Origin of the sequence: Paenibacillus sp. 1781tsa1 (assembly GCF_024159265.1) — a bacterium.
Lineage (GTDB): Bacteria > Bacillota > Bacilli > Paenibacillales > Paenibacillaceae > Paenibacillus.
In genome coordinates this window covers 3,503,828-3,530,122 of record NZ_JAMYWY010000001.1, presented here as the reverse complement: position 1 = coordinate 3,530,122, position 26,295 = coordinate 3,503,828, and the positions used below count along the sequence as shown (strand labels likewise).

Here is a 26,295-nt window from a genome sequence, read left to right as displayed (position 1 = left end):
ATAGCCTCCCACAGTTTATGACTTCACGAAGACCGTTTTGATGGCCGTAAAAAACTCAATCGCCGCTTGCCCCTGTTCTCTGGAATGTGAACTTGACATCTTCATTCCGCCGAACGGAGCCTGAAGCTCTACCCCGGCCGTTTCTGCATTAATTCTGACGAGTCCCGCATCCATGTCCCGGATGAAAGACAGCATGGCTCCGACGTTCTGTGTATAGATGGAAGCACTTAAGCCGTAGTCACTGTCATTAGCCGCTTCGATCGCTTCCTCCAGCGAATCTACCGCAATCAAGGCCAGAACCGGGCCAAAGATTTCTTCGCGGGCAATGGACATATGGGATTCGACCCCTTCAAATACAGTCGGTTGCACATAGAATCCCTCTTCCAGTCCCGGACCGTCCGCTCTTTTTCCACCAGCAAGAAGAACGGCACCTTCATTCTGACCTTTTTGGATGTAACTCAGCACGGTATTGAGCTGTCCTTCGCTTGCACATGGACCCATCCAGCTTCCGGCAGACATGCCGTCACCCAGCCGGATTTCCTGGATTTGCGAGAGCAGCTTTTCTTTAAAGGCATCGTATACTTTCCGTTCAATAATGACCTTGCTTGTCGCTGTACATTTTTGCCCTGTTGATTTCAATCCACCGCTGATGGTAGCTTCCACAGCCAAATCCAGGTCAGCGTCAGCCGCAATGATGATCGGGTTTTTGCCACCCATCTCAAGTTGATACTTGGCCCCACGTGCTAGCGCTGCAGCGCCGACCCGTTTCCCCACTTCATTGGAACCCGTAAACGTTATTCCCCCCACATCCGGATGCTCGGCAAGTGCAGATCCGATCACTGAGCCTCTGCCGCAGATCAGATTAAGAACGCCTGCCGGGATGCCCGCCTCTTCAAAACATTCCATGACTTTAGCGGCAGTGACCGCAGTTTCCTGAGCCGGCTTCAACACAACCGTGTTGCCATAGATTAAGGCCGGAGCCGTTTTCCAAATCGGAATAGCTACAGGGAAATTCCAAGGAGCAATAACTCCTACTACGCCAAGGGGGACGCGGGTCGTAAACATCAGCGCTTCGCTGTCTGTCGATGGGATAACGTCTCCTGTTTTTCGCATGCCTTCTCCGGCGTAATACCTTAAGATCGCGACACCGCGCATCGTCTCTCCTTTGGCTTCAGGAAGTGTTTTGCCCATTTCTCTGGTCATCGCCTCTGCAACCTCATCGGCCCGGCGTTCCAGCACATTTGCTGCCTGAAATAGATAGTTGCCGCGTTCCGCGCCCGATAACCTCCGCCATTTTTTGGCTGCTTCCTTCGCCGCTGCGACAGCCCGGTTCAAATCCTCTACGCCGGAAGTGGGTACGTAGCCAACGACCTCCTTCCGGTTCGCCGGATTGATACTCGGTTCGTTCTCACCGGACGCGGCCTTCACCCATTCTCCGTTAATATAATTGCTGTATGTCTGCTCCACTTGAAATGCGGTCATAGTCTTATCCTCCTTATAGATTAGTTTGAAATGACAGAATTCACGAGTGTCCCGATATCGCTAATGGATATTTCGATGCGGTCTCCAGGTTCAAGTGTAAATTCATTAGGGGGGACGATACTTGTACCTGTCAAAAGAACCGTCCCGTCAAACAAATCATTGTCCCTTGCTAAAAAAGAGACCAATTCATCCAGCTTACGGTTTAATTCACTTGTGTTTGCCTCGCTTTTGACAACCAGTTCACCTGCGCGATAAATTTCGCAGACAATGCTGAATGCGTAGGGATTCTGCACCGTTTCTGCCAATCGGATAGCTGGACCGATGGAGCAGGAGTTGCGCCACATTTTGGCTTGTGGCAGATACAGCGGATTCTCCCCTTCAATATCACGGCAGCTCATGTCATTACCGGCAATGTATCCTACAATACTTCCGTCACCCGCAAGCACCAATCCAAGCTCAGGCTCCGGGATCTGCCACGTGGAGTCGCTTCGGAGCGTGACGGCATCATTCGGACCTACCGTTCGTGCTGCCGTAGATTTAAAGAAGATTTCGGGTCTTTCCGCATCGTATACCTTATCGTAAAAGGTCGTTGCATCCATTTTTCCATCCGTAGCTTCATAATTTCTCGCTTCCCTGCTGCGTTGATACGTAACACCTGCCGCCCATACTTCCGGGGCATCCACTGGCGTGATCAGGTGCAAGGTAGTCCAATCATCCGTCAGCTTGTTTAATGGTTTAAAAGCGCTTTCAACAAGTTGAACAGGTGATATCCCTTGTTCTTTTGCTTGATGGATCAAAGTCATAAAATCGGCTTGCGGCAAACGATAGGCTTTTTCATCATCCGTAACGGCTGCCAGCCACTTTTGTTGCCCGTCCAGAAATCGAATAATTCGCATTCAAGCTTGCCCCCATTCTCCCTATTGGGTTGATAATATTACCATAGCACCAGCCGGGTTTCGTGACGATGTTCTAATCACTCCAGCGAATTACCCTTTTCACGCATTTTTTTTCTGTTAAGATAAATCTATATCAGTTGAACTAAAGATGATTTACACGGACACTCCGATGACAGAATAACCTTCCAATCACTGTTATCCCCAGATTTTTTTGATTCCCTCTTCACAAGGGGAAAATCCGGTGATAAAGGCGACCGCTTCGCTTTTTCAGGTTTTTTCTGTCCTCTCCGTTTCTGTGTAAATAGTTAGTTCAATTGATATAGACGAAACGGTAAGATGTTGGTATATAGAAGGATAAGGAGGTTGGGGTGCTGTGACCAAGCTTTCGGAAGCCGTGTATTTAGGTCGTCTGCCCGATGTTCGCATGTCTTTTCAATTATTGGGGCTACATGCAAGAAAAGTGGATTCAAGCTGGACTTATCCGTCTCATGAGCATTCAATGTATGAAGTGCACTGGATGATGGACGGCCAGATGAATATGGTTGTTAACGGACAGTTATACAGTCAGACCGTAGGCGATCTTTTGTTTATTCGCCCTGGTATGACGCATTCCTGTACGGGTGCCGGACCGGAGGGATTCACATACTTTTCCGTGCATTTCAGTGTACATGATACTTCCTTTTGCAGAGAACTCAACCGTTGCAAAGACATCTATTACCCGGCAAATTCGAATTTGGCTCTAGGGCTTTCTTCTTCCCTGTCTACCTTGTATAATCTGGCCACAGAGCATTTGTCGAGTTCACTATCTTCTTCCAAGCAGATGAAGGTACATGCCGCTGTGTTCGAACTGCTAGGTTCTCTGGTCGGACAATTATCTCAGCAAGCCTCCGTTAGGTTGTCGAGAAAAGAAACCATTGCCCATCAGATTGCTGAGCACATTGAGGATTCGGTGAGATATATCCATCTTCATGGGGAGATTCAGGAGAGCGAGCGAACCTGGATTCAGGACATTGCCAAATCGCTGAGCATTAGTCCGTCACAGGTTAATCGTATATTTCGGCAGGTTTACGGCATCGCTCCGCGTAAATTTCTATCGGAAACCCTTCTGAACGAAGCGCAGCGCTTGTTAAAACAAACCGACCTGAACATAGATCATATTGCGATGATGCTGGGGTATAAGACCAATGCGCATTTCAGCCGCCAGTTCAAGCGGTGGACAGGCATCGCGCCAAGTGAATTTCGCAGTCATTCGCAGCAGGCTGTAGAAACCAACGATGCGGATAACTAAAAGTTTAACGATAAAAAAACCTCAATCGTCTGATCCGCAGAGACTGATCGGTCAACAAAGCAGCTACTGGATAACCAGCAGCTGCTTTATTTTGCCTGGATTGCTCAGATCATTTCTGGAGGATTACGCTAAAATAAATGATGCAAGGCTGGCACTTCCTGAACCTCTGTACGTAAAATACAAAGCCTGTACACCATCCGGAATCGTTATCTCGGCTGAATAGGGTTTCCAATGATTTGTGAAATGTACCGGGATTGTACCGAGGACAGGACCGTCCCATGCGGTTTTGACCTCAAATGCCCCGTGACAATATCCCCGTACCTTGATCGAGACCTGGCGAATTCCTCGGCAATCAAAATACTTAAACCCTGCCGTTGCGGATTCAACCATGTTGGCAATATAACCGATCTCTTCATCACCATCTCTTCCATCCTGGGTTATCTTCGGAAATCGGCTGTCCAGCCAGGCGCCTGCCCCGAAACCTCCCGTGTACTTCTGATCATCTCTGGTCAAAAGATTACATGCAAGATATGCGGGGTACTCGCCTTTTCCTTCAAGCGGTCTACCACTCGGACCACAGGAGGTCATTTCCACCTGAGGAATGCTGCCGTCCTCTTCAAAAGATATCTTCTCAATACAACCCTGGCGGTTGAATGCGTCCCCATTGGTATGACGGTGATAGAAGACATACCAGTCTCCGTTAATCTCCACAATGCTGCCATGGTTATTGCCTCCATAATACATGGGTTTGTCAGCAGGTTTGTAGGAGTCGATATGGAGATCACAGTTGCTTACGATGACGCCCTGATATGTAAATCCTCTGTTTGGAAATAGGCTGGTGGCATAACATAATTCATGCATAACGATAGAGGAATACACTAGGTAGTAGGTATCCCCTCTCTTCCGGATGGAAGGCGCTTCAAAAAATTCATGGCCCTCATAACCGCTGCCCTCACTGTAAGGCTCGCTTGGTGCTACGAATACAGGTTCTTCCACAATCGTCAGCATATCCGGACCTAGCATCGTGGACATCGCGCCATGTCTGGATTGATCTCCGGCCGCACAGAAGCCGGTATATAGATAAGTGTGCTGTCCTTCAGTCATCACGCCGGGATCGAACTGGGGCTCGTCCCCTTCTCTTTCACCCAGACGAGTGCCGTCGCCATATTGTACATAACCATAGAATTCATATTTGCCGGCAGGTGTGTCACATACAGCCACCGAAACAACGGGTACCTTATCCAGCACATAATACAGATAATACCGCCCATCGGGCCCCACTGTTACATCTGGCGCATACAGACACATATGTCCATTCGGATTCAGTGGGTCATCTGTTTTTCGGTAGATCACCCCTTCATTTCTCCAATCCCCAAGGTCATTCACGGGTGCAGACCAGCATACATAATCGTTCAGACAGAAGGCATGTCCGTTAAAACGGTCATGTGAACCATACACATACACTCTTTCATTGAATACATAAGGCTCACTATCAGGTACGTACTCCCAGGATGGAAGATATGGATTCAAACCTTGTTTATTCATTCAACGCACACTCCTTATTTAAAGTTATAGACGATCTATTACACTGACGATAACTTTCGTATAATAGGAAACAACTACAATGTTTCATAAGTGTCTCTATTTATTCCATAACCTGCATGGTAAAGGTGAAGATCAATGAATACTATTTTTTACGTTGAATATGATGCTACCCATCGCAATCCGTTTCTGTTTGATATTCCTGAAGGTCATGATTGCTGGCTGTTAGTTGTTACGCAGACTCCGGCACAGTTCTGGGTGGGCGGGAAACTGATAGAGTATCCACCTCATTGTGCCGTTCTATATCCACCTCATCAGAAAATATATTACCGCTCTTGTACGGAGCAATATGTGAACGATTGGATTCGTTTTGAAAGTGATGAGATGTATGTAACCGAAACTTCCCTACCAAAGGGCGTACCATTTCCATTAGATGATCCTGAATTTTGTCACAAGCTGTTTCAATTGCTTGTTGCTGAGCATTCTTTCCAGAAAAACTACCGAGAATCAACGATAGATTACTTACTTCGAACGCTGTTCAACAAGCTGTTGGAGTCTTGCGTTCAAGAGAATATTGGCCCGCAGCATTATCCACTGATGAAGCTTCGAACAGAGATTCACAATAATCCGAGTCACCCATGGACAGTTGTTGCCATGGCCAAAACCATGAATATTAGTCCGGGGTACTTACAGTTTGTGTATAAGAACTCCTTTGGGGTGTCGTGTATGGATGATGTAATTCATAGCCGAATTCGGTTAGCTAAAGAGTATCTCAGACATCATCAATATACGGTTGCAGAGATCGCCGACAGGTGCGGGTATCGTAATGTCGAGCATTTTTGCAGGCAATTCAAACAAATGACGGGTGTATCACCTAAGCGATTCATAAACGACATGAAGAGCCCGGCTGACATAACAGAATGGAGAGATAAATCTCACTCTCTCGCTCTGTCCAATGGGCATTTACACATAACTTAGCCATCCAATTGGTATACGTCAACGAGTTTGTTAGCGTTCTCTGATGTCATTTTAAGTTAAGGTTTTAGCCTGTATAATGCAATGACATATTCTCAAGCATAATTGATCTATTATCATATTGTGATACTTTATAATGATATCTTGTTTTTGGCATATGCAGCCGCGCCGATCATTCCTGCTTGCCCACCTAATTTCGCTTGCACTATTTAACATGCACGGGATGAGAGCCTTAACGCATGTTTCTCAATAGTGTCACGCACTGTATTCAGCAATCGATCACCGGCTGCCGACATTCCTCCACCGATAATAATCACTTCCGGATTAAACAGATTGATTACGACCAAATCAGAGAATCTTTCCGGTCTCATGCATAACTTCAATAGCAAGTGAATCTCCAAGGTCGTATGCTTCCGAGATTATACGGGCAGTGATTGTCGTCCAATCCTCTCCGACCCATTCCAGAATCATACTTGATCGGCCTTCCTCAAGCTTGTCTGTAAAGGTTTTGACGATTCCTACCGCAGACACGTATCTCCCCAGACAGCCCGAACTTCCACAACGACAAGGCCGACCCTCCCGGTACATATTCATATGTCCGATCTCGCCTGCACTTGATGTAGTACCGTAGAGAACTTTTCCCTCATTGACAATACCAGACCCCAGACCAGTGCCTAACGTTATCAATATCAGGTTTTTATAGTCGGTGCCTGCGCCAAACTGCCATTCACCATACAGATTTACCCGAACATCATTGTCGATGTAAACAGGAAATTCAAAATGATTTTTCATATAGTTCACGACATGAATGTTATCCCAGCCTGGAAAATTAGGTGAAAATATGGATAGTCCCTGCTCCGGATCTAATAATCCAGGAATGCCCATACCCATGCACAGAATAGAAGCTGGCTGGATTCCCTCATAAGTCAGCATTTCTTGAATAATGTCTACCATTCGGTTTAATACATGGAACGGCCCTTTTGCCGCCTCCGTAGGGTTGCTTCTTTCGTGAATTTTTTGAAACTCCAGGGTGAAAATGGAGGACTTAATATTGGTTCCACCCAAGTCAATTCCGATTATGTATTTTCGCATAATAATCTCCGCTCTCATTTAATTTGATATCAAGGAACTTAACCTACTTGATTCACTGATCATCCAACTCTGTATATGCTCAACCTGCTCCATAACTCAATCGTCTTGTCAGAGTAACTTTCTATAGTATAGGTTCCGAGCTCGAAATTGAACAAGCGTCTCTATTCAAAAAGAAGTCACTACATTAGTGACTTCTTAGGAGATAAAGTTTACTATTATCAATTTTCTTGAAGTACAAAGGGTCTGTCGCATTAATCCTTATTCAAGGGTGCTACTGGGATGAAGTGCACGAGCCATTGCATCCATATAACCCTTAACAGCACGCTGACTCACTTCTGTTTCCGGAGCAAAAATTTCGAAAAGATGGAAGCAACCTGGATAGAGGTGAAATTCAACATCCACACCTGCTTGTGCTAATCGTGCCACATAGTCCATCGTCTCGTCCCGAAACAGATCGAGCTGACCTACACAAGTATAGGCTGGCGGCAATCCGGCCAAGTTCTCTGTTCTCGAAGGTACTGCGTAAGAAGAACTCCCACTGCCATCGTTCCCCTCACCAAGGTACATATTCCAAGCAGCCACGTTGTCCGTTCGGTTCCAGATTGAATCCTCTTCTATAATCTCATGACTAGATGGCGTGATGTTACGATTATCTAACATCGGGTACAATGGCATTTGAAAGATAATCGACGGACCTCCTTTATCACGTGCCATCAGCGCCAGTGCTGCTGTCAGCCCGCCACCACCGCTTGCACCGGCAATGGCAACCCGATTCACATCAATGCCAAGCGTTGCTGCCTCCACCGTCATCCATACCAATCCAGCATAACAATCTTCAATCGCTGCAGGATAAGGATGCTCGGGAGCGAGCCTATAATCGACTGATACGACAATACATCCTGCTGTCTGAACAAAACGTTCGCACAATTTGTCGTCCATATCTGGATGTCCTAACACGTATCCGCCCCCGTGAATCCATAACATGGCTGGTAGTAAATCATTCGTTCGTTCGGCTGGCTCATATATTTTGACCAGCATCTCGCCTCCTTCCCTCGGAATTTGCCGACTGGTTGTGGTAACATGCTCTGAGCTCTTCACAGAGGTAGCCGCTACTAAACTTCTGCTCCACTCTAGATTTTTCTCCAATTCAAACCCTGGAAATTGTGAATATACCTCTCTTAGTTCTGGTAATATCCGTGTCTCAATACTCATGATAATTCCTCCAAATATAATAATGATAATGAATTTGATCGTGTACGTTATTTCAGTTCATTCTTATCTCATTTCAGCTTCCCATTTGGAAATTTCCTCTCGTACTCGCGGTGCAACCTCTGTACCGAGCAATTCAATAGCCCGCATTACCAACTCATGTGGCATCGTGCTTAAAGGGACATACATCATGAAACGTGTAATTCCTACATGTTTGCGCAGATGAATAATTTTTTGAGCAACTGTCTCCGGATCACCTACATACAACGCACCATCAGAACGGCGGGCAGCATCATAGCTGGAACGATCATAATATGCCCACCCTCGCTCTTTGCCGAGTTTATTCATGCCGTACTGAGTGGACGGGAAAAAGAGTTCTGCGGCCTTTTCCGTATCTTCTGCAACAAATCCGATAGAATGTGAACCTACTCGAAGCTGTGATACATCATGACCCGCATGAGCTGCCGCTTTTTTATACATTTGTACAAGCGGCGCAAATTTCGTTGGATTTCCACCGATAATTGCCAAAACTAGTGGCAGACCTAGAATTCCAGCACGTATGGCAGACTCCTGGGTACCTCCGCTACCGATCCATACAGGTATAGAATCCTGAACAGGACGCGGGTACACCCCCAAATTATGTATCGCTGATCGATGACCTCCACTCCATGTTACTTTCTCCGATTCCCGTAATTTCAGAAGCAGTTCAATGTTTTCATTGAATAAATCCTCGTAGTCATGCAGGTTATAACCAAACAGCGGAAAGGATTCAATGAAGGAACCTCGGCCCGCTATAATCTCGGCACGTCCATTGGAGAGACCGTCAAGTGTGGCAAAATCCTGAAACACACGGACAGGATCTGCTGAAGAAAGGACCGTCACAGCACTTGTCAATCGAATTCGTTTTGTGAGGGGCGCCGCAGCGGACAACACCATTGCTGGTGAAGATGCTGCATAATCATCACGATGATGCTCACCTATGCCAAACACGTCAAGTCCTACCTGATCTGCTAGGACGATTTCTTCAACGACTTCTCGCAATCGCTGAGCGTGACTCATGACTACTCCTGTCTCAGTATCAGGCTTTGTTTCTACGAATGAAGTAACTCCTATTTCCATAATTAATCTCTCCTTATATTTTTCTTTCCTTAAGAGGAATGCTCAAGACAACGGATTAAAGCCGTCCAATCCAAATCACCATAACCATGGAAAATTCCTTCAGAGAGGTGTTGATGGATAAGTTGGCCTAAAGGTAAAGGAGCTTGTACGGACTTTGCTGCTTCGATAGCCAAGGCAACATCCTTTAACCCGAGCTTCATTTTAAAACCGGCTGGTTCAAAGCGCTGTTCGGTCATGATCGATCCATAGTTCTGATATACCGGAGATTGAAAAAGAGCATTCACAACATCCATATATCGGGACGGCTTAATGCCGTGCTTTTCAACCATGAGCTGCGCTTCCGACAAAGCTTCCAGCATGGAAGCAATTAGAAAGTTAACGCCTATTTTGACAATGTTACCTTCTTCGCCATGATCCCCCATCTCAAATACCTCTTGACTTAGTGTTGTTAACATGGGAAGAACTCGTTGTCTTGCATGTTCCGGACCAGCTAAAATAATACGCAATGTAGCTGCTTTAGCGGCATCCGGGCGCCCCATTACGGTAGCAGACACAAAGTGTTGCTGTCTCTCCGCATGCATAGCGGATAATTTCCGAGCCAGATCCACGCTGATCGTACTGGCAGATACGTGAATTCCATTTTCAGATAATCCGTTCAGTACGCCATTGGGTCCTTCAACAATCTCCTTCAAAGCAGCATCATCAGATAACATTGTAATTACAAGATTGCTTTCTTTCGCTGCTTCAAGTGGTGTTTTGGCATACCGTGCTCCTTGTTTTAGTAAGGGTTCAACTTTTTCGGCGGTCCGATTAAAGATGACTAATTCATGCCCTGCGTTCAACAGGTTTTGTGCCATTGGAAGTCCCATATTTCCAAGTCCAATAAACGATACCTTCATTGGGTGCATCTCCTTATTCATGATGGATTCTTTCAATAACGGAATGAATGTTCCAGAATGATTAAAAAAATTATGGTCTTACCTATACTCTTCAAATGGCATCTTTAAAATAAGAGGAACAGAATAACGGAACAATCATTCCGAAATTGTCAAAAAAAATTATATACTTGCAATTACTAAGCTAATCATCTTTCTGGCACGTTCCGGATTCTGACCCGTTTTGGCCATAATATTTATGCTTTGATGTAAATTCAGCAATAAATAAGACAATGTTTGGATATCGGTTGTTTTATCTATCTCTCCCGATTGTTGACCCTTCTCCAGAAGGTGACAAAAAGCTTGTTCCAAATCCGAAAAACTAGTCTGGATCAAGACATTTATCTGTTCATCTGGTGACTCCAATGTTGTAGCTGTATTCGTTACAAAACATCCGCCCGGTAGGCTGGTATCGTATGCTGAAGCAATATGATATTCAAAAAATTGAAGAATTCCATCTCTAACGTTGGATGCTTGTTCAAGAATGGTCTGCTTATTGGAACTCCCATTTTTATAATGCTCCAGGGCAACTCTGTACAAGGTTTGCTTGTCGGAAAACGTATCATAAAGACTGGATCGACTAATGCCCATCACATCCAGTAAATCCGGTATGCTGGCCGCCTCGTATCCTTTTTTCCAAAACAACAGCATCGCTTGGTGTAACGCTTGATTTTTGTCAAATTCTTTTGTCCTGGCGATAAGTAACACCTCCCGTTTCAGAAATATAACATATCTGAACTGATCAGTCCAGAAAAGAATATTGCAGATCGTAGCTTTATTGAAAATTTATCCATTAAAGAAATAAGACACAAGAATACATAAACTCCAGATTAATTATTTCAGCGGGAAGTTGGTCATATCAGATCCGCAAAACACACCTTATTGGACATCGGATAACCTGGCGTGGGCTAAGGCATGGTACGGAGCAGACAATGTGCCAGCCAATCTTAGAGGCAATGTGCTCATCATGCAAACTGACGGCAATCTCGTGCTGTACAACAATGAAAATCCGGCCTTGGGCTGGTATCCTGTCTGGGCTTCGAATACAGGTGGACAGTAGACAACATAACAATTGTTGATGGATTTATGCTCTATTCTGCCATGATGATGTAATGCGATTCTCATTATAACTTTGTCATACACCAAAAAGATCTCTTGTGCAGTGAATGCTGAAGAGATCTTTTTTTTTATTTTAGAAATAACCGACAAATGCAACTCAAAAAAATTACACTGGATCTGTCGTTCCCGTCCTGCTTCTCGATTTCTTAAATAGTAAGATGGCAAGAAGTAAAGCAATGCTTACAGCGGCAAAACCCAACCAATTCAAATACATGACAGATGTACGACTGATCACAAGCCCACCTAATCCAGATCCCAGTGCAAAACCAAATTGGATAAACGACGTATTTACGCTAAGGGCAATGTCAGGATTACGAGGTGCCAGTGTAACCAGATATAGTTGCTGGGCCGGAGATATGCTCCACGTCGCTAGCATAAAAATCATTAAAACCAAGATTAACATCATAAGATTAACTCCAGCTAGAGCGAACAAAAGAAGAGTCACCCCTTGTAACAGAAGGCCTAGACAAATTGTAAACTTTGATCCCTTTGCATCTGCCAGTTGTCCGCCCACTTTTGATCCGACAAAGCTGCAAATTCCCGCAAGAAACAGAACACCACTTATCTCGGTCATGGTAAGAGCGGATGTAGCTTGCAAGAAAGGCGTAATATACGTGAACAGTGTCGAATAGCCGCCTATATACAATAATGTAATAAGCAAGGCAGTCAGAATGAGTGGATTTTTTAAAATGGAGAGCTGCATTCTGAGGGTGATCTTTTCTTCCTCTTTGATTGCCGGAACCTTTTTGTAGATAATAAGTAATGGAAAAACACTTAACAATCCGATGAATATAAATAGAACTCTCCATCCAAACATTTCACTAAAAAATGTGCCCAATGGGACACCGAGCACTAGCGAACTGCTTAGCCCCATCAAAATGATGCCGATGGCATTGCCCCTTTTCTCTTTTTCAACGAGTCGTGTGGATACGGCCATAGCTATAACCGTAGCGATCCCTCCGCTCGCCCCTTGAATAATTCGAACCCATAGTAAAGTTTCGTAAGAAAGGTTTAAAAGCATAAGTCCGTTGCTGGCTATAAACACAATGAGGGTGGACAAGAGTAATTTCTTGCGATCCATATTTATGGTAATTGCAATGAGAATCGGGGCGATAATGGCCGCTGCGAGAGCAAACACAGTTACCAGTAAACCCACTTCGGAACTAGATACGCTTAAGTCTGCGGCGATCATTTCAATGACTCCCGTAATAATGTATTCAATAGTTCCAATCAGAAAAACAGCCAATGCGAGGACATAGATGATCCATTTATTTTTCACTTTACTTCACTCCGTCTTTTTCAGTTATCTATTTAGTATTGGAATTTGTATTTCTATGAATTGTGCATCTTTTTCTTGGGATAAAGGTAAATAAAGTTCCCTACCAGCTTCGTTCTCCTTGATCTGATAGTTATTCTTCTCAATCCATGTAGCTAGATGAACACAGGCATTACAGGCAAAGGCTGCATTAGAACGATAAGCTATGGTGGCCATCATGGGCTCAGCAGGAAGAGTCCGCAGTTGAAATTGGTCGGGAGGTGATCGCAGCTCACAGGTTAAGAAGTAACCTATTTCAAACTCGAACTCTTCCTCTTGTCCTGCGATTTCTTTCCACAAAACAACCTGAGGTCCGTCGATCATTTGGCGCATTTCTTTGGTTACTGACTGGTCAAACTGACGAAATAAACTCGGGATCTCCTCTTCCCTCCCGCACCCTGTCTGAAAAAGGAACTGCCGAGCACCTTCCTCTTTGATTCGGATTTCTTGCCCAGTTTCGACGTGCCCCTCTTCCTCTATAAGTTGCATGCGTTCCTCGATTCTGACGAGTTTGGCTTGTTCCGTATCGATAATCTGCTGAATTTCGCTTCTTTTTAGCTTAAACATGCCTTGGATATTCTCCAATGTAATATGTTCCTGTAACAGCTGTGTGATTTGTGGCAACGTAAACCCCAATTCTTTATAAATGAAGATTCGGTTGAGCTCGAGAAGCTGATCTGCGGAATAGTAACGGTAACCCGTATCGTGATCTACCTTTCTCGGCTTAAGTATGCCAATCTGGTCATAATAACGCAGTGTTTTTAATGAGACCCTACTCAGCTTGGAAAACGCACTGATTTTGAACAACATATCATCTCCAATCTTTTAACATAATGCGAGTATATAGTTTCCCGTACAGGGGAAAGTCAAGGGTGTATATGCTTCTCATTTGCCTAGCTAAAATCAACTACCTTCCTTGTCATCACTCTATGTTGCTGTTATGGGTAAGTCAAAGAACCGTTTCTGAATGAAACGTTCATTTTTTTTGAACAAAAAAATGCCACGTATGGTGGCATCCTCTCGATGTTCATGCAATTATCCTGCTCAGGCAGGTCTGTATTATTTTCCGGTTTCAGCAAATGTTTTAATGCGTTCCCCGATCTGGTCACGAACCCTTTGGAATACGGCCCATTTCTCTTCATCTGTACCTTGCGCTTTGGCAGGATCATCGAATCCCCAGTGTTCCCGCTTCACATGTGGAGGTGTCATTGGACATTTATCTGCGGCATCCCCACACAATGTGACTACAAAATCAGCATTGTTCAACAACTCTGAATCAATGATATCGGAAGTTTGAGTCGAAATATCAAGGTCAACTTCTTTCATGGCTTCCACTGCTTTGGGATTCAGACCGTGGGCCTCAATTCCTGCGCTATAGATGTTCCAGTCCTCACTCAGATATTTCTTGGCCCAGCCTTCGGCCATTTGGCTCCGGCAAGAGTTGCCAGTGCACAGGAAGTACAGTGTTTTTTTACTCATGTTCATCTTCTCCTCGTTGTTTGAATTATAGAATGCTTAACCACAGATACAGACCCACTAGCGTAATAAGCAGAGTCGGAATAGTGATAATGATACCTGTCTTGAAGTAAGTGCCCCATGAAATTTTGACACCTTTGGTGCTAAGCACATGAAGCCAGAGCAGTGTCGCGAGTGAACCAATCGGGGTAATCTTGGGACCTAAGTCCGAGCCAATAATATTGGCATAGATAAGCGCCTCTCGAACAGTCCCTGTAGCTGTGGTTGCATCAATGGCAAGTGCATCAATCAACACGGTAGGCATATTGTTCATAGGGATGAAATGATTGCCGCGATAAAGCCCATACCCATTGTTGCAGCAAACAATCCTTGATCTGCCACAGCCTGAATGACTACGGCCAACAGATCCGTTAAACCGACGTTACGTAGACCATAAATCACGATATACATTCCGATGGAGAAAAATACGATGGCCCAAGGTGCTTCTTTGACAACCAATGCAGTCGGCACAGCAGAACTCCGGGAAGCCATGATCAGGAAGAATATCGCGACAATACCCGCCACAAGGGATACGGGGATTCCGATAAATTCACTGGTAAAGTATCCAATGAGAAGAACCGCTAATACCACCCACGACAACCGAAACATCTTCATATCTTTAATGGCAGTTGCAGGAGATTTCAATTCACTCGAATCAAATCGTTTGGGAATACTCTTGCGGAAAAAGAGATACAGTACGCCGATACTCGCCACCAGTGAGAACAGATTCGGAACAAACATTCTTCCTGCGTACTCCATAAACGTAATACCAAAGAAATCGGCAGACACGATGTTGACCAGGTTACTCACAACCAGCGGCAAAGAAGTCGTATCCGCAATAAATCCGCTGGCGATAATAAATGGAAATACTCTCTTCTCATCGAAATTCAGTGCACGTACCATGGCTAGAACAATCGGTGTCAGAATCAGTGCACCTCCATCATTGGCAAAGAAAGCAGAAACCACTGCACCAAGGATGGAGACGTAAATAAACATACGTACACCATTGCCATGAGCGGCTTTGGCCATATTTAAGGCAGCCCATTCAAAAAAGCCGATACGATCCAGAATTAATGAGATCAGAATGATTGCAACAAACGCAAGCGTGGCGTTCCATACGATGTGTGTCACATCCCATACATCTTCCAAATTGACCACACCCACAAGTAAAGCAAGAATTGCTCCGCCGCAAGCAGACCAACCAATGGACAGGTTTTTAGGCTGCCAGATGACAAGGATTAGCGTAATTAAAAAGATCATGCACGCTAGCAGCGTAGAAAACAATATATTCCCCCCTTTCAGTTCCTCCATCTGAATTTATATTTGTATATAACAATATACTTATATATTGATTAAAAATTAATTACATACGGATGTAAAGTTCTCTTTATTCAAAGACTTAAGAATCGTTGCCGTGTCCGGCATCAGTTCCAAGACAGATTTAATATAGGGTGTATTCTCTACATTTAAAGAGTAGTATACCCACTGGCCACGCTTATTCTCCTTAACTAAGCCTTGATCCTTCAGCTTGCGTAAATGCTGACTAATTCCAGGTTGCGACATGTCTAGAATCTCTACAAATTCACACACACACCATTCACGTTCTTTGAGGAGTGTAAGGATCGTAAGGCGTGTTTTATCACCGAGCAATTTAAGCTTATCCGCTATCTCTTGCATAGAATCCATAGCACGTCCTCCTTCAATTAAATATAAGTGTATGCTTATATTATAATACCAAAACAATGAAGTCAAATTTTTACTTGATGATTAAGTCCAAAAAGCGTTGATTCGAATTCGAATCAACGCTTTTTGGAGATTGTGAACCCTCTTCAATAGTTAAAGTCCGGTAATTGTACAATCATTGATCATTTTTTAAATAAAAAGGTTATGATTTGCTTGTGAGGCTTGACCAAGATAATAACCGACACCACCAATTTTGACTTGGTCTATTAATTCTTCACGCTGGATTCCCATTAAATCCATAGACATTTGGCATGCAACGATCTCTGCTCCTTGTGCAATTACACTCTCTATCAATTCTTCCAACGAAGGCACATGATGTTTTTTCATCAAGCCACGGATCATTTTCGGGCCTGCTCCGAGCATATTCATTTGGGACATGCCAAGCTTCTGGCTGCCGCGAGGTAACATCATATCAAACATACGGCCGATCATGGTTTTGGATAACTTTTGCGGTTGCTGCTTACGAATAATACTCAATCCCCAAAATGTGAAAAATAGAGTTACTTTCCGTCCACTGGCTGCGGCCCCATTTGCAATAATGAGTGAGGCAATCGCTTTATCCAGATCGCCACTGAAAACTACCATTGTGCTGGCAGGATCGCTGATGGGAGAATCCGATACCGGTTGTGCTGTATTTTTAACAAGGACAGACTCAATTGTACCGCCTTTCAGTCTTTCCAACTGCAAGATGGTGGAACCTGACATCGTGGCCCATGCTTTGACATCTTCATAGAAGCCTGGATCGGAAGCTTTCACACGCAGGGTTTCTCCGTTCGAGAGTTGATCCATTTTCTGCTTAACCTGAATTAGCGGACCAGGACAACTTAACCCGCATACGTTCAAGTCATGATCAATACGTTGCTGCTGTGTTGAGTCCGTTGGAATAGATTCCTTCTCCTTTGCTTCCAGGGCAGGAACATGATGATCTTGTTTTGCAGCAGTAAATGGAGCAGGCTTAAACTGGGCTTGACGATAAGTTTTATAACCACCACTCAAGTTTTTCACGTTAAAACCATGCTGACGCAGAATTTGCGAAGCTGTGTAACCACGTAGGCCGACTTGACAGTAGAGCCAGATTTCTTTGGACGGGTCTAATTCATCTAACCGCTCACGAAGCTCATCGACTGGAATAGAGAGTGAACCCGGTATATGACCGTTTTGATGCTCGATTTCACTGCGAACATCCAGAAGTATCGACTGCTCCGGCTGACGATCAGCCAATTGATTATAGGTGAACGTCTGAACACGTCCAGTAATCATATTCTCTGCTGCATATCCAGCCATATTCACGGGATCTTTAGCAGAAGAATAAGGTGGCGCGTAACTCAGTTCAAGCTCTGTCAAATCCCGGAGATGTCCTCCAAAATGAATGGCAACAGCAATGTCATCAATTCGTTTATCGACGCCATCATAACCGACTGCTTGTGCGCCTAAAATTTTACCTTCCGGAGTAAACAGCAACTTAAGAGTAATTGCGCTCGAACCCGGATAATACGATGCATGAGAAGCAGGGTGTACGATAACCGTTTGATATTCCACGCCAAGACGCTGTAGTGTTTTCTCATTACTGCCTGTTGTGGCTGCTGTCATTCCAAATACTTTGATAATGGACGTACCTTGTGTTCCTTTATAGGTAGAAGGAAGCCCTGCGATACGGTCAGCAACAATCCGTCCTTGTTTGTTGGCAGGTCCGGCAAGTGGTATCGTTGCTTTAGTGCCATGAATGGTTTCGGTTACTTCGATGGCATCCCCAACAGCATAGATATGTGGCACACTGCTTTCTAGAGCTTCATTTACGATAATATGTCCACGTGCACCCAGCGAAATGCCGCTATTTTTCAAGAAATAAGTGTCCGGCGTTACGCCTATCGCAAGAATAACCATATCAGCTGTTAGCGTATGACCATCCGCAAGTTCGACCCCTATGCCCTGCTCCAGGGAATGGAATCCCTGAACACGCTTGGAAAACAGTAGGTTCACACCATGATTCTCCATTTCCTGTGACAATGCGGCTGCTAACTCGGGATCATATGGTGTAAGTACTTGTCCGTTCCCCTCAACCAGCGTTACATCCAGACCAGCTTCCTTTAAATTCTCAGCCATTTCCACACCTATAAATCCACCACCTATGACGATCGCAGACTTGTTGTTAGAAGAACTTATCTGGTCTTTGATCCGATCAATATCAGGAATATTACGTACGGTATAAATTAGTGGATTCTCCTTACCCGGCAGATCCGGAATGATCGGTTTTGCACCTGGTGACAATATCAACTCGTCATAGCTTTCTTCATATGCACCGCGTTCCTGCGATTGTATCTTAACCACTCGCTTCTGCGAATCGATAGCTACAACCTCACTTTTTATACGCACATCGATACGAAAACGTTCAGCCATCCCTTTTGGCGTTTGCACCAGCAGACGCTCGCGGTCCGCAATTGAGCCACCTATATAATAAGGCAAGCCACAATTGGCAAATGAGATATAGGGTCCTTTCTCAAAGATAATAATCTCGGCATGTTCATCCAGACGGCGAAGACGTGCAGCTGCAGAAGCACCTCCAGCTACACCGCCAACAATAAGTACTTTTTTGCTCATGATTCACAATCATCCTTTTCAAATAAAGTTTTAATAATCTGTTCAACCCGTTGATCGGCAAGCACATAGTTCACTTCAAGTCCATTTCGCTCCGTAGCAACAATACCTGCACTACGAAGCTTCTGGAGGTGTTGTGACACTGTAGATTGGGGAAGATCCAGACATTCCTGCATATAAGAAACATTACATTTTTTTTTCATCATCAGTCCCCGCACAATGCATAAACGAATGGGGTGAGATAAAGCTTTCAGCAGATTAGCAGGTTCATCGAACTGTTTAATATTATTGCTGTCAAAAGCGGGAATGTTCAAAAGTATTCCTCCTAAATCGTTATATCGTAATAATACGATTTATTGATATGTATGTCAAATGTATTCTCAAATGAAGGAGTTCAATTAGTTACATCCCCTCCTCAACCCTACAGTTTGGCTTGTATTAGGTGCATGACAAAAATGCCTGCCAAAACGCTAAAAGCGAATTCTGACAGGCGTTTCAAAGTGTATCTGCTCTTCATAAAATAGCGATTCAACTGACGTCTTATGTTAGAGTATAACAGGCTGGATCAGTCCGTCCTTACCAAACAGAAGTGGGTCCATACATATTTCGCGGTGATACCCCTTCCCAGAGGAAAATCTGGATAGTGGCGTCACAAAACGGTGATAGGCAATCCGGTACTGACCGGTTTCGGGCTCATTAAATATACAGTGATGACCTGTGCCCAGCATGCCCTTCTCGACATTTTTGCTCAGGATTGGGTATCGATAGGTAATTGGACCGTATAACTGCTCTGCCGTACCGTAATTCACATGATAGTCTTCACTGCCTGTGTCATCACAGGACCACGTAAAATGGTAAAGTCCACCCTGCTTCAACACGGTTATCGCCTCACGAAAATCATGCAAACCCGCCAGATTGATCATTGTGTCCTCAACGATACTTATCATGTCTTCACCAAGCTCCACAATGGCAGCATGTCCGTTGCCAAACAGCAAATACGATTTTCCATCCGTTTCGGTATAGATAGAAGGGTCGATAGCTTGGCCCATGGTGATGCCCAGACGTCTTAACTGCTCCATTGTGATCAAAGGCTGCGACTCGGCCAGGAATGGACCAATCGGTGTATCCGCTACAGCAACGCCGATGGCACTCTCGCCGTTCAGCATCTTGCCACAGAAATAAAAATAGAACTTCCCGTTTCGGCTGGCAATTGCCGGTGCCCAGGCATTACCGATTGCCCAGGCGACATCCTCTGTTCCCAGATCAAGGATCACACCTTCGTCTTGCCAATGCTGGAGGTCTGAAGAAGAAAACACCTTGAACTGTGTTCCCGACCACCCCTCAAAGCCATCTGTTGTCGGATACATATAGTAACGATCCCAAAACTGTGCGACATCAGGATCGGCATATTGTCCGGGAAGCACCTGATGACCATCCCCAAAAGCCGCGAGAAGCCTGCTGCACTCCTCAGCTGTGATTGGCAGGACACTTCCATGCCGCTTTTGAGTTGTTCCCATATCAAAATCACTATCAGGGACAATTCGGAATTCTCCGCTTCCCAGATCTGTAGTCAACAGAGGAAGATACCCCTTGCCTTCTGCAAATCGATCAACAATTAGGCACCATTCCTCCCTGTCATTGAATTTAAAGATCTGAGGTCCCTCCACACCTGCCACAGCCTCCAGTACAGGGGCTTGCAGCGTAACGAAAGCTCCTTTGTCGAGAGACTCTCCTTTTTCTACCCGTATGTTTTTGGTTGTTTCATCCTTGGAGTATCGATAGTAACAGCCAGCCGCAGGAAGAATCGTTGTATCAATAATATGATTATCCCGCTCAATGTATTTTTCCGATGTGGAGAACGTACGGAAGTCTTTTGTACGAGCGCTGTATATTTTTTGCTTTCGTTCTTGCTCCTGAGGTTCTTGCGTTGCAGAAGCCCAAAATACGAGAAACTCATCTGTTGTTTCATCATACACAGCTTCGGGTGCCCAGACACATCCAGCCCCCTCAACACCCAGTGTAACGTTCCATGGGGATGACCAGTTCACGAGATTGCTCGATTCCCATATAATTATGTCCCGGCTCCCGGCATTAACGGCATGAGTCCATCCTTTGCCGCTTGCGATGCGGAGATCCGTAGCAATCAGATAAAATTTATTTTCCTTGACTGAACGAATCAGAAACGGGTCCCGTACCCCCTTTTCTCCAAGATCGGAAAACAGCACAGGCGAGCCGCCATTAAGATCCTTCCAGTGAAGACCATTCTCGCTATAGGAGAAATAAACCTGCTCTCCGTCTGGTTGTTCGCCAATAAAATGTACAAAGAGATACCCATTAAAATTTGGAGTTGGTGTGGTCAATGGTAAGAGCCTCCTGAAATGAAATTGAATTTAAACTAACTAAATATAAAAATGAAAGCGTTCTACTTATGTTGTATCATACTTCAAAAATAGTGGCATGAGCAAAGAATTAACACATCGCTTTATTTTGTTTATTTACCTCAGGTATACAAAATTCTTGGTTTTCATTTACAAATGAATGCTAACCTTTTTAATGATGAACAAATGAATATAGATTCATGCATTCATTTTTGTTTTCGAGATATGATGAGGAGGAATCATTGTGAAATTATCCAAAAGAGTATTACCAGCGGTAGCGCTGACTCTGGCTGTATCGGCTTCTACTCTCTTGTCCGGCGGACAAGCAAGTGCCGTTCAAGCTGTAAGTGTGGAGAAAAAACAAATCAAGAACATCATCTTCCTTATTGGGGATGGCATGGGGACCTCTTATACTTCTGCCTACCGTTATATGAAGGATAATCCTTCAACGAAGGGCATTGACAGAACCGTATTTGACCCTTATCTTGTCGGGGCACAGATGACTTATCCGGATGATGATAAACAAAATGTGACGGATTCCGCTTCCGCAGCAACAGCCATGTCGGCAGGCGTTAAAACCTACAATGCTGCTATTGCGGTCGACCCCGCACAGAAGGAAGTCAAAACCGTACTGGAGCAGGCAAAAGAAAACGGGAAAGCCACCGGGCTCGTGGCTACATCGGAGATCACTCATGCCACACCGGCTGCATTCGGTGCCCATGATATCAGTCGAAAAAACATGGATGCCATTGCGGATGATTATTATGATGAGTTGATTAATGGCAAGCATAAGGTTGATGTTCTCCTGGGTGGAGGGAAATCCAATTTTGTGCGCGAGGGTCGTGACCTGACGAAGGAGTTCCAAAAGGCCGGATTCAGCTATGTGACGGATCGTTCCGCTCTCCTTGCCGATAAGAATCAACAAGTGCTTGGACTGTTTGCCGATGGAGGATTGGACAAGATGATCGATCGTACTGCTGCAACGCCATCATTGGCTGAGATGACCAATACAGCGATTGATCGCCTCAGTTCGAACGACAAAGGGTTCTTTCTAATGGTCGAAGGAAGCCAAATTGACTGGGCAGGACATGATAATGATATCGTTGGCGCAATGAGTGAAATGGAAGATTTCGCGGCAGCATTTCAGGCAGCTATTGATTTTGCCAAAAAAGACGGTGAAACGCTTGTCGTAGCTACTGCCGACCACTCCACGGGCGGACTTACGCTTGGAAAAGACGGCGAATACAACTTCTTCGTGGATCCGATCAAAGCTGCACTGCGGACACCAGACTTCATGGCCGCACAAATTGCGAAAGGTGCTTCGGTTGAAGAAACACTGAAAAGTTATCTGAAACTCGAGTTGAAGGCGGAAGAGATTGAATCGGTGAAAGAAGCAGCCAAAAGTGCAGATGTAACGAAGATTGATAATGCCATTGAAGCAATTATTAATAGTCGTTCGTTTACGGGTTGGACCACAGGTGGACATACAGGTGAAGATGTTCCTGTCTATGCCTATGGCCCGGCAAGTCATCGCTTCGCCGGTTTGATCGACAACACAGACAATGCCAAGATCATATTTGATATTCTCAGCAAGCATCAGTAATTCGGTAGTTTACGATCATCCCTTCTCTTCTTTCATCCGAAGAGAAGGTTTTTCTTTTTTGATGGTGTCACTCGACATCAATGGGATGCTTGATTTGATCCTCATAATAATCAATATAGATCCTGCCGTCGCTTCCTTTTACAGCATAGAATACATCGCTTATGTCCTTGCTTTTCAATTCAAGCTGTTGTATTAATTCCTTATCTGATATGCCATTTAGTTCTAGATTCTTGCTTAACATCGTTCCGTCCATAATTAACTCCACAGGCATGTGTTCAGGTTTGGATTCTACCTTCCTATGAACATCCTCAACCGTAGCCGTTCTATATTTGGCTTTTTTCATGACCGAAACTTGTCCATTCACTTCGAGTATGGCGTACTCTACTTCCTCCATGTTGAAAATGTCTTTCTGTCTTAGAGTTTGGTTTAAGGAATCCAATGTCAGCTTATTCTTGGCGAGATTATTTTCAAGGATTTTGCCGCCTTCAATTAATACGGTAGGTGACCCTTCTGCCAGTAGACGAATTTTTCTGCTTTTCAGATTTAATTTAGATAACAGATAAGAGGTTCCGGTAAAAACAATTAGAGAAAGAATAAGATGTGTGACTTCTATTTTTTCGTTAAAAGCTAGATTGGCAGCTATGGCTCCCATGATAACTGCTGTGATAAATTCATGGAAATTCATATCAGACAACGTTTGTTTTCCCAATATGCGCGCAATACCCAATAAAATCAAAAAGGCAAAGATACTTCGGATGAAGATGATAAGATGTTCGTACAATACAAGCACCCTTTCACTTGTTAGATAATTATGGAACTCTTTTGAGTATTCACCCAATCGTCCTTAAATATGTTGCCTTATATATAATCAATGAAACCAAACAACATGATCCTAAATCCCAAATAGAATGAATCGTTGGAAAGGTCGCCACCCTCTACTGAACTGCCCTGTCGTCATAGATGTAGTAGATATTGATGTTCTACTGCCTGTTGGCGATTTTATTTGCCATTTTTGTTCATTCTTGCCGGCCCGTTAGCCATGCATTATTTCCTATGATGTTGGGTACTTTAACATAACCATCTATGTGTTGAAGGAGAGAAATCCGATGAATGCGGTTAACGATTGGTTGAGGCAAATTGCCCACAATTATATATTGATTGTCATTGCCGCGATACTCTTTTTTACGGTCAAAGCAATCATTGGATACTATACGTACAAGCATTATGATAAAAAATTAAATGCACTGTCCGATCAAATGGATCGTCTTCTGGAGAAAAAAACAGCGGAGCGATCAATGGAGCATGAAAAATAGAAGCAACAAGCTTTGGAGGGAAATGTATGTTAGGGAATATACTCTTGGGTATGGTCGTCCCTATACTATTGGCAGTATGGATTTTACGACGGAACTTGAAGATCCTTGTTATCTATTATCCACTCGGCGTGGCTATTGCGTCTTGCATCAACAATGTGGGATTCAATTATTTCTGGAACATCCTCCCGAATACACGCAATCAGTCCTTTGCCGCTCTCCCTATGGACCTCGGAATCTATCCAATTGCCGGATGCTTGATGATGTATGCCATTTTAGTAAAAGGTACGAAGCCATGGGTGGCGATTCTCGTTTCAGCCTTGTCTCTCACATTATTAGAATGGATTGCTAAAATGTTGGGACATGTGATCTATTTTAACGGTTGGAACATCTTTTGGACTTTCTTGTCCTATCTCCTGCCATTTGTGCTTGCTTACGGGTACGGTATGTTATTGAAACATCTACAAAGCGATCGAAACCCGGTCTGAAAAGTTTACCGTACATACACAAGACAGCTATGGGTTAACGCGGATGGGCATACGTGCATATCTTAACGCATATTCGTCTTGGAGGGATTCGTAATGTATGTGGCATATCCTTATGGTTACAGGTACACTTTTACTCCGGTATGGGCAACATCATCAGCCGAAGCACTTGAATTAATCAAATCGGCTGTGCAGGGAGAACGAAACGATGAGATGTTCTATGATTCACTGATTCAGTTGTCACCTGATGCCAATCAGGCTGCCATCATCACGAGCATCCGTAATGATGAACATGGACATAATCAAATGTTTCGGCAAATGTACAAGGATCTTACAGGTCAGGAGATTTCGGGCGTAAGTAGTGAACCGGTTGAGACGGTTACCTCTTATCTTGCTGGGCTACAACAGGCGTTTCAAGGTGAATTGGCTGCCGTGGAAAAGTATAGAAAAATATGGTTTGGTCTCCCTTATGGCATATATAAAGACACGGTGTGGGGGATCATTCTGGATGAACAGAAACATGCGGATAAATATAACAATCTGATTACCTACAATTTGCCGAGATAGTCATGTAGGAGTTAATAATGCGTGGATTCGTTCAAAGAATAACAATTGGAATCAGCAAAAAACCAGTGAATGAGTTATATTCACTGGTTTTGCTTTGCCGGGTCACTCTTTTAAAATCTTAATATCAAATGCACTCTTTCAGCATATCAGGTTCCACATGAACGTGAACGGTGTATACGTCATGCTCCTCCATTAACTCGTTCTCCACGTCTGTACAGATATCGTGTGCTTGTTGAAGATCCAGCTCAGCATGGACGGTTATGACAACGTCCACTACAGCATTATTGCCATAATTGCGTGCTCTTACGTCTTTGACCTGCTCAACACCGTCTATTCCGGCAATCGTCTTTTTGTACTCCTGAATCAATTCAACATCAAAACCATCCGTCAGATGATGTGTGGCTTCTTTGAAAATGTCCCAAGCGGTCTTGCAGATCAGGAAACCTACGATGACAGCCGTTACAGGGTCCAGCCAGGGGAGGCCGAACTGGGAACCCACGATTCCAATGACCGCACCGGTGCTCACCCAGGCATCGGAGATATTATCTCGAGCTGCAGCCATGACCGCCTGACTTTTAATACGTGTAGCAAGTCTCTTGTTATAGCGATAGACCAGATACATGATAACCGCGCAGAAGATACCTGTGTACGCGGCGATGATATCCGGAGATTCATGTGTACCTTGGAACACAGAACTGATGGCTTCAAACAGTACTTGTAAACCTACTGCCATCATAATGAAAGAAGCAATTAGTGACGCAACGGTCTCTGCTCTCCAGTGACCGTATGTATGATCTTTGTCGGCTGGACGTTGGGCAAGCTTCAAACCGATCAGTACAGCTATGGAGGCCACAATATCGGTGGCATTGTTTAATCCATCCGCCTTGAGCGCTTCTGATCCGGCCATATTGCCAACGATCAATTTTAATAAGGTCAAACCTATGTAGGCGATAATGCTGATGATCGCTCCGCGCTCCCCCAGCTTTAGATTATCGTATTTTAGTTGATCCAAAATGATATCCTCCTGCAATCTTCATTTCTAGCACGTGTATGATAGTATCATTGAAAATTTGTGTGGGTCTAGAGAAACGTTTTGAGTGTGACGAAACATAATCTGAAAGCGGCAA

At 44.4% G+C, this 26,295-nt stretch carries 25 protein-coding genes and 1 pseudogene; 7 read left to right on the top strand and 19 right to left on the bottom strand.

Features of this window, described 5'->3' with window-relative positions; translation table 11 throughout:
• Positions 1-15: 15 nt before the first annotated feature.
• Together gucD and NKT06_RS15595 are read right to left on the bottom strand one after the other, a co-directional pair.
• On the bottom strand, positions 16-1,482 hold the full coding sequence (gene gucD, locus NKT06_RS15600; protein ID WP_253436099.1) for an alpha-ketoglutaric semialdehyde dehydrogenase GucD: 1,467 nt from the start codon (positions 1,480-1,482) through the stop codon (positions 16-18).
• Positions 1,483-1,502: 20 nt separating this feature from the next.
• Entirely contained in the window at positions 1,503-2,378 is an 876-nt protein-coding gene (locus tag NKT06_RS15595) for a fumarylacetoacetate hydrolase family protein (protein ID WP_253436096.1), read from the bottom strand.
• Positions 2,379-2,751: 373 nt separating this feature from the next.
• Between NKT06_RS15595 and NKT06_RS15590 the strand changes: the two genes are divergently transcribed.
• Positions 2,752-3,666 carry a helix-turn-helix domain-containing protein gene (locus NKT06_RS15590; RefSeq protein ID WP_253436093.1) on the top strand — a complete coding sequence of 305 codons (915 nt, stop codon included), beginning with the start codon at positions 2,752-2,754 and terminating at the stop codon, positions 3,664-3,666.
• A 123-nt stretch (positions 3,667-3,789) separates the two neighbouring features.
• Here the strand turns inward: NKT06_RS15590 and NKT06_RS15585 are convergent, their stop codons facing one another.
• Positions 3,790-5,211 (bottom strand): family 43 glycosylhydrolase, encoded by a 1,422-nt coding sequence (locus NKT06_RS15585; RefSeq protein WP_253436089.1) that lies wholly within the window; start codon positions 5,209-5,211, stop codon positions 3,790-3,792.
• A 135-nt stretch (positions 5,212-5,346) separates the two neighbouring features.
• Between NKT06_RS15585 and NKT06_RS15580 the strand changes: the two genes are divergently transcribed.
• Positions 5,347-6,186 carry a helix-turn-helix transcriptional regulator gene (locus NKT06_RS15580; RefSeq protein WP_253436086.1) on the top strand — a complete coding sequence of 280 codons (840 nt, stop codon included), beginning with the start codon at positions 5,347-5,349 and terminating at the stop codon, positions 6,184-6,186.
• Between the two features lie 206 nt (positions 6,187-6,392).
• On the opposite strand, the gene NKT06_RS15575 is transcribed toward NKT06_RS15580, so the two are convergent.
• From NKT06_RS15575 to NKT06_RS15550, 6 genes are all read right to left on the bottom strand, one after another.
• A complete protein-coding gene (locus NKT06_RS15575; RefSeq protein ID WP_253436083.1) occupies positions 6,393-6,554 on the bottom strand; it encodes an ROK family protein in 162 nt (53 codons plus the stop codon).
• On the bottom strand, positions 6,532-7,275 hold the full coding sequence (locus tag NKT06_RS15570; RefSeq protein WP_253436080.1) for an ROK family protein: 744 nt from the start codon (positions 7,273-7,275) through the stop codon (positions 6,532-6,534). Before NKT06_RS15570 ends, NKT06_RS15575 begins: the two co-directional genes overlap by 23 nt.
• Before the next feature lie 258 nt (positions 7,276-7,533).
• Positions 7,534-8,487, bottom strand: coding sequence for an alpha/beta hydrolase (locus NKT06_RS15565; protein ID WP_253436076.1), 954 nt, complete (start codon positions 8,485-8,487; stop codon positions 7,534-7,536).
• 63 nt (positions 8,488-8,550) lie between these two features.
• Positions 8,551-9,603, bottom strand: a complete 1,053-nt coding sequence (locus NKT06_RS15560) for an LLM class flavin-dependent oxidoreductase (protein ID WP_253436073.1) — start codon at positions 9,601-9,603, stop codon at positions 8,551-8,553.
• Between the two features lie 29 nt (positions 9,604-9,632).
• Positions 9,633-10,511 (bottom strand): NAD(P)-dependent oxidoreductase, encoded by an 879-nt coding sequence (locus tag NKT06_RS15555; RefSeq protein ID WP_301290372.1) that lies wholly within the window; start codon positions 10,509-10,511, stop codon positions 9,633-9,635.
• A 150-nt stretch (positions 10,512-10,661) separates the two neighbouring features.
• The gene (locus tag NKT06_RS15550; protein WP_253436067.1) at positions 10,662-11,246 is read right to left on the bottom strand and encodes a TetR/AcrR family transcriptional regulator; all 585 of its coding nucleotides are present in this window, start codon (positions 11,244-11,246) and stop codon (positions 10,662-10,664) included.
• Between the two features lie 142 nt (positions 11,247-11,388).
• Here NKT06_RS15550 and NKT06_RS15545 point away from each other — a divergent pair, with 142 nt between their 5' ends.
• Positions 11,389-11,598 carry a hypothetical protein gene (locus NKT06_RS15545; protein ID WP_253436064.1) on the top strand — a complete coding sequence of 70 codons (210 nt, stop codon included), beginning with the start codon at positions 11,389-11,391 and terminating at the stop codon, positions 11,596-11,598.
• Positions 11,599-11,763: 165 nt separating this feature from the next.
• Here NKT06_RS15545 and NKT06_RS15540 read toward each other — a convergent pair whose 3' ends face one another.
• The 8 genes and pseudogenes from NKT06_RS15540 to NKT06_RS15505 all read right to left on the bottom strand — a co-directional run bounded on the left by NKT06_RS15540 (position 11,764) and on the right by NKT06_RS15505 (position 21,185).
• On the bottom strand, positions 11,764-12,936 hold the full coding sequence (locus NKT06_RS15540; RefSeq protein ID WP_253436060.1) for an MFS transporter: 1,173 nt from the start codon (positions 12,934-12,936) through the stop codon (positions 11,764-11,766).
• A gap of 24 nt (positions 12,937-12,960) precedes the next feature.
• Positions 12,961-13,779 (bottom strand): MerR family transcriptional regulator, encoded by an 819-nt coding sequence (locus tag NKT06_RS15535; protein WP_253442595.1) that lies wholly within the window; start codon positions 13,777-13,779, stop codon positions 12,961-12,963.
• A gap of 252 nt (positions 13,780-14,031) precedes the next feature.
• Positions 14,032-14,451 (bottom strand): arsenate reductase (thioredoxin), encoded by a 420-nt coding sequence (gene arsC / locus NKT06_RS15530; RefSeq protein ID WP_094939782.1) that lies wholly within the window; start codon positions 14,449-14,451, stop codon positions 14,032-14,034.
• A gap of 25 nt (positions 14,452-14,476) precedes the next feature.
• Positions 14,477-15,798 (bottom strand): annotated as a pseudogene (locus NKT06_RS15525) (arsenic transporter).
• A 48-nt stretch (positions 15,799-15,846) separates the two neighbouring features.
• Positions 15,847-16,173: an ArsR/SmtB family transcription factor gene (locus NKT06_RS15520; protein WP_253436058.1), complete on the bottom strand. Its 327-nt coding sequence runs from the start codon at positions 16,171-16,173 to the stop codon at positions 15,847-15,849.
• 186 nt (positions 16,174-16,359) lie between these two features.
• Entirely contained in the window at positions 16,360-18,828 is a 2,469-nt protein-coding gene (locus NKT06_RS15515) for an FAD-dependent oxidoreductase (protein ID WP_253436055.1), read from the bottom strand.
• Positions 18,825-19,139: an ArsR/SmtB family transcription factor gene (locus NKT06_RS15510; protein ID WP_253436052.1), complete on the bottom strand. Its 315-nt coding sequence runs from the start codon at positions 19,137-19,139 to the stop codon at positions 18,825-18,827. Before NKT06_RS15510 ends, NKT06_RS15515 begins: the two co-directional genes overlap by 4 nt.
• A gap of 231 nt (positions 19,140-19,370) precedes the next feature.
• Entirely contained in the window at positions 19,371-21,185 is a 1,815-nt protein-coding gene (locus tag NKT06_RS15505; protein WP_253436049.1) for a glycoside hydrolase family 43 protein, read from the bottom strand.
• 256 nt (positions 21,186-21,441) lie between these two features.
• On the opposite strand from NKT06_RS15505, the gene NKT06_RS15500 reads away from it, so the two are divergent.
• Positions 21,442-22,806 carry an alkaline phosphatase gene (locus tag NKT06_RS15500; protein WP_483311621.1) on the top strand — a complete coding sequence of 455 codons (1,365 nt, stop codon included), beginning with the start codon at positions 21,442-21,444 and terminating at the stop codon, positions 22,804-22,806.
• A 67-nt stretch (positions 22,807-22,873) separates the two neighbouring features.
• Here NKT06_RS15500 and NKT06_RS15495 read toward each other — a convergent pair whose 3' ends face one another.
• The gene (locus NKT06_RS15495; RefSeq protein WP_367399896.1) at positions 22,874-23,596 is read right to left on the bottom strand and encodes a DUF421 domain-containing protein; all 723 of its coding nucleotides are present in this window, start codon (positions 23,594-23,596) and stop codon (positions 22,874-22,876) included.
• A 316-nt stretch (positions 23,597-23,912) separates the two neighbouring features.
• Between NKT06_RS15495 and NKT06_RS15490 the strand changes: the two genes are divergently transcribed.
• The 3 genes from NKT06_RS15490 (at position 23,913) to NKT06_RS15480 (ending at position 25,168) form a co-directional block, all read left to right on the top strand.
• The gene (locus NKT06_RS15490; RefSeq protein WP_253436042.1) at positions 23,913-24,119 is read left to right on the top strand and encodes a hypothetical protein; all 207 of its coding nucleotides are present in this window, start codon (positions 23,913-23,915) and stop codon (positions 24,117-24,119) included.
• 26 nt (positions 24,120-24,145) lie between these two features.
• Positions 24,146-24,604, top strand: coding sequence for a hypothetical protein (locus tag NKT06_RS15485; RefSeq protein ID WP_253436038.1), 459 nt, complete (start codon positions 24,146-24,148; stop codon positions 24,602-24,604).
• A gap of 93 nt (positions 24,605-24,697) precedes the next feature.
• Positions 24,698-25,168 (top strand): ferritin-like domain-containing protein, encoded by a 471-nt coding sequence (locus NKT06_RS15480; RefSeq protein ID WP_253436035.1) that lies wholly within the window; start codon positions 24,698-24,700, stop codon positions 25,166-25,168.
• A gap of 124 nt (positions 25,169-25,292) precedes the next feature.
• On the opposite strand, the gene NKT06_RS15475 is transcribed toward NKT06_RS15480, so the two are convergent.
• Positions 25,293-26,180: a cation diffusion facilitator family transporter gene (locus NKT06_RS15475; RefSeq protein ID WP_253436032.1), complete on the bottom strand. Its 888-nt coding sequence runs from the start codon at positions 26,178-26,180 to the stop codon at positions 25,293-25,295.
• Positions 26,181-26,295 lie beyond the last annotated feature (115 nt).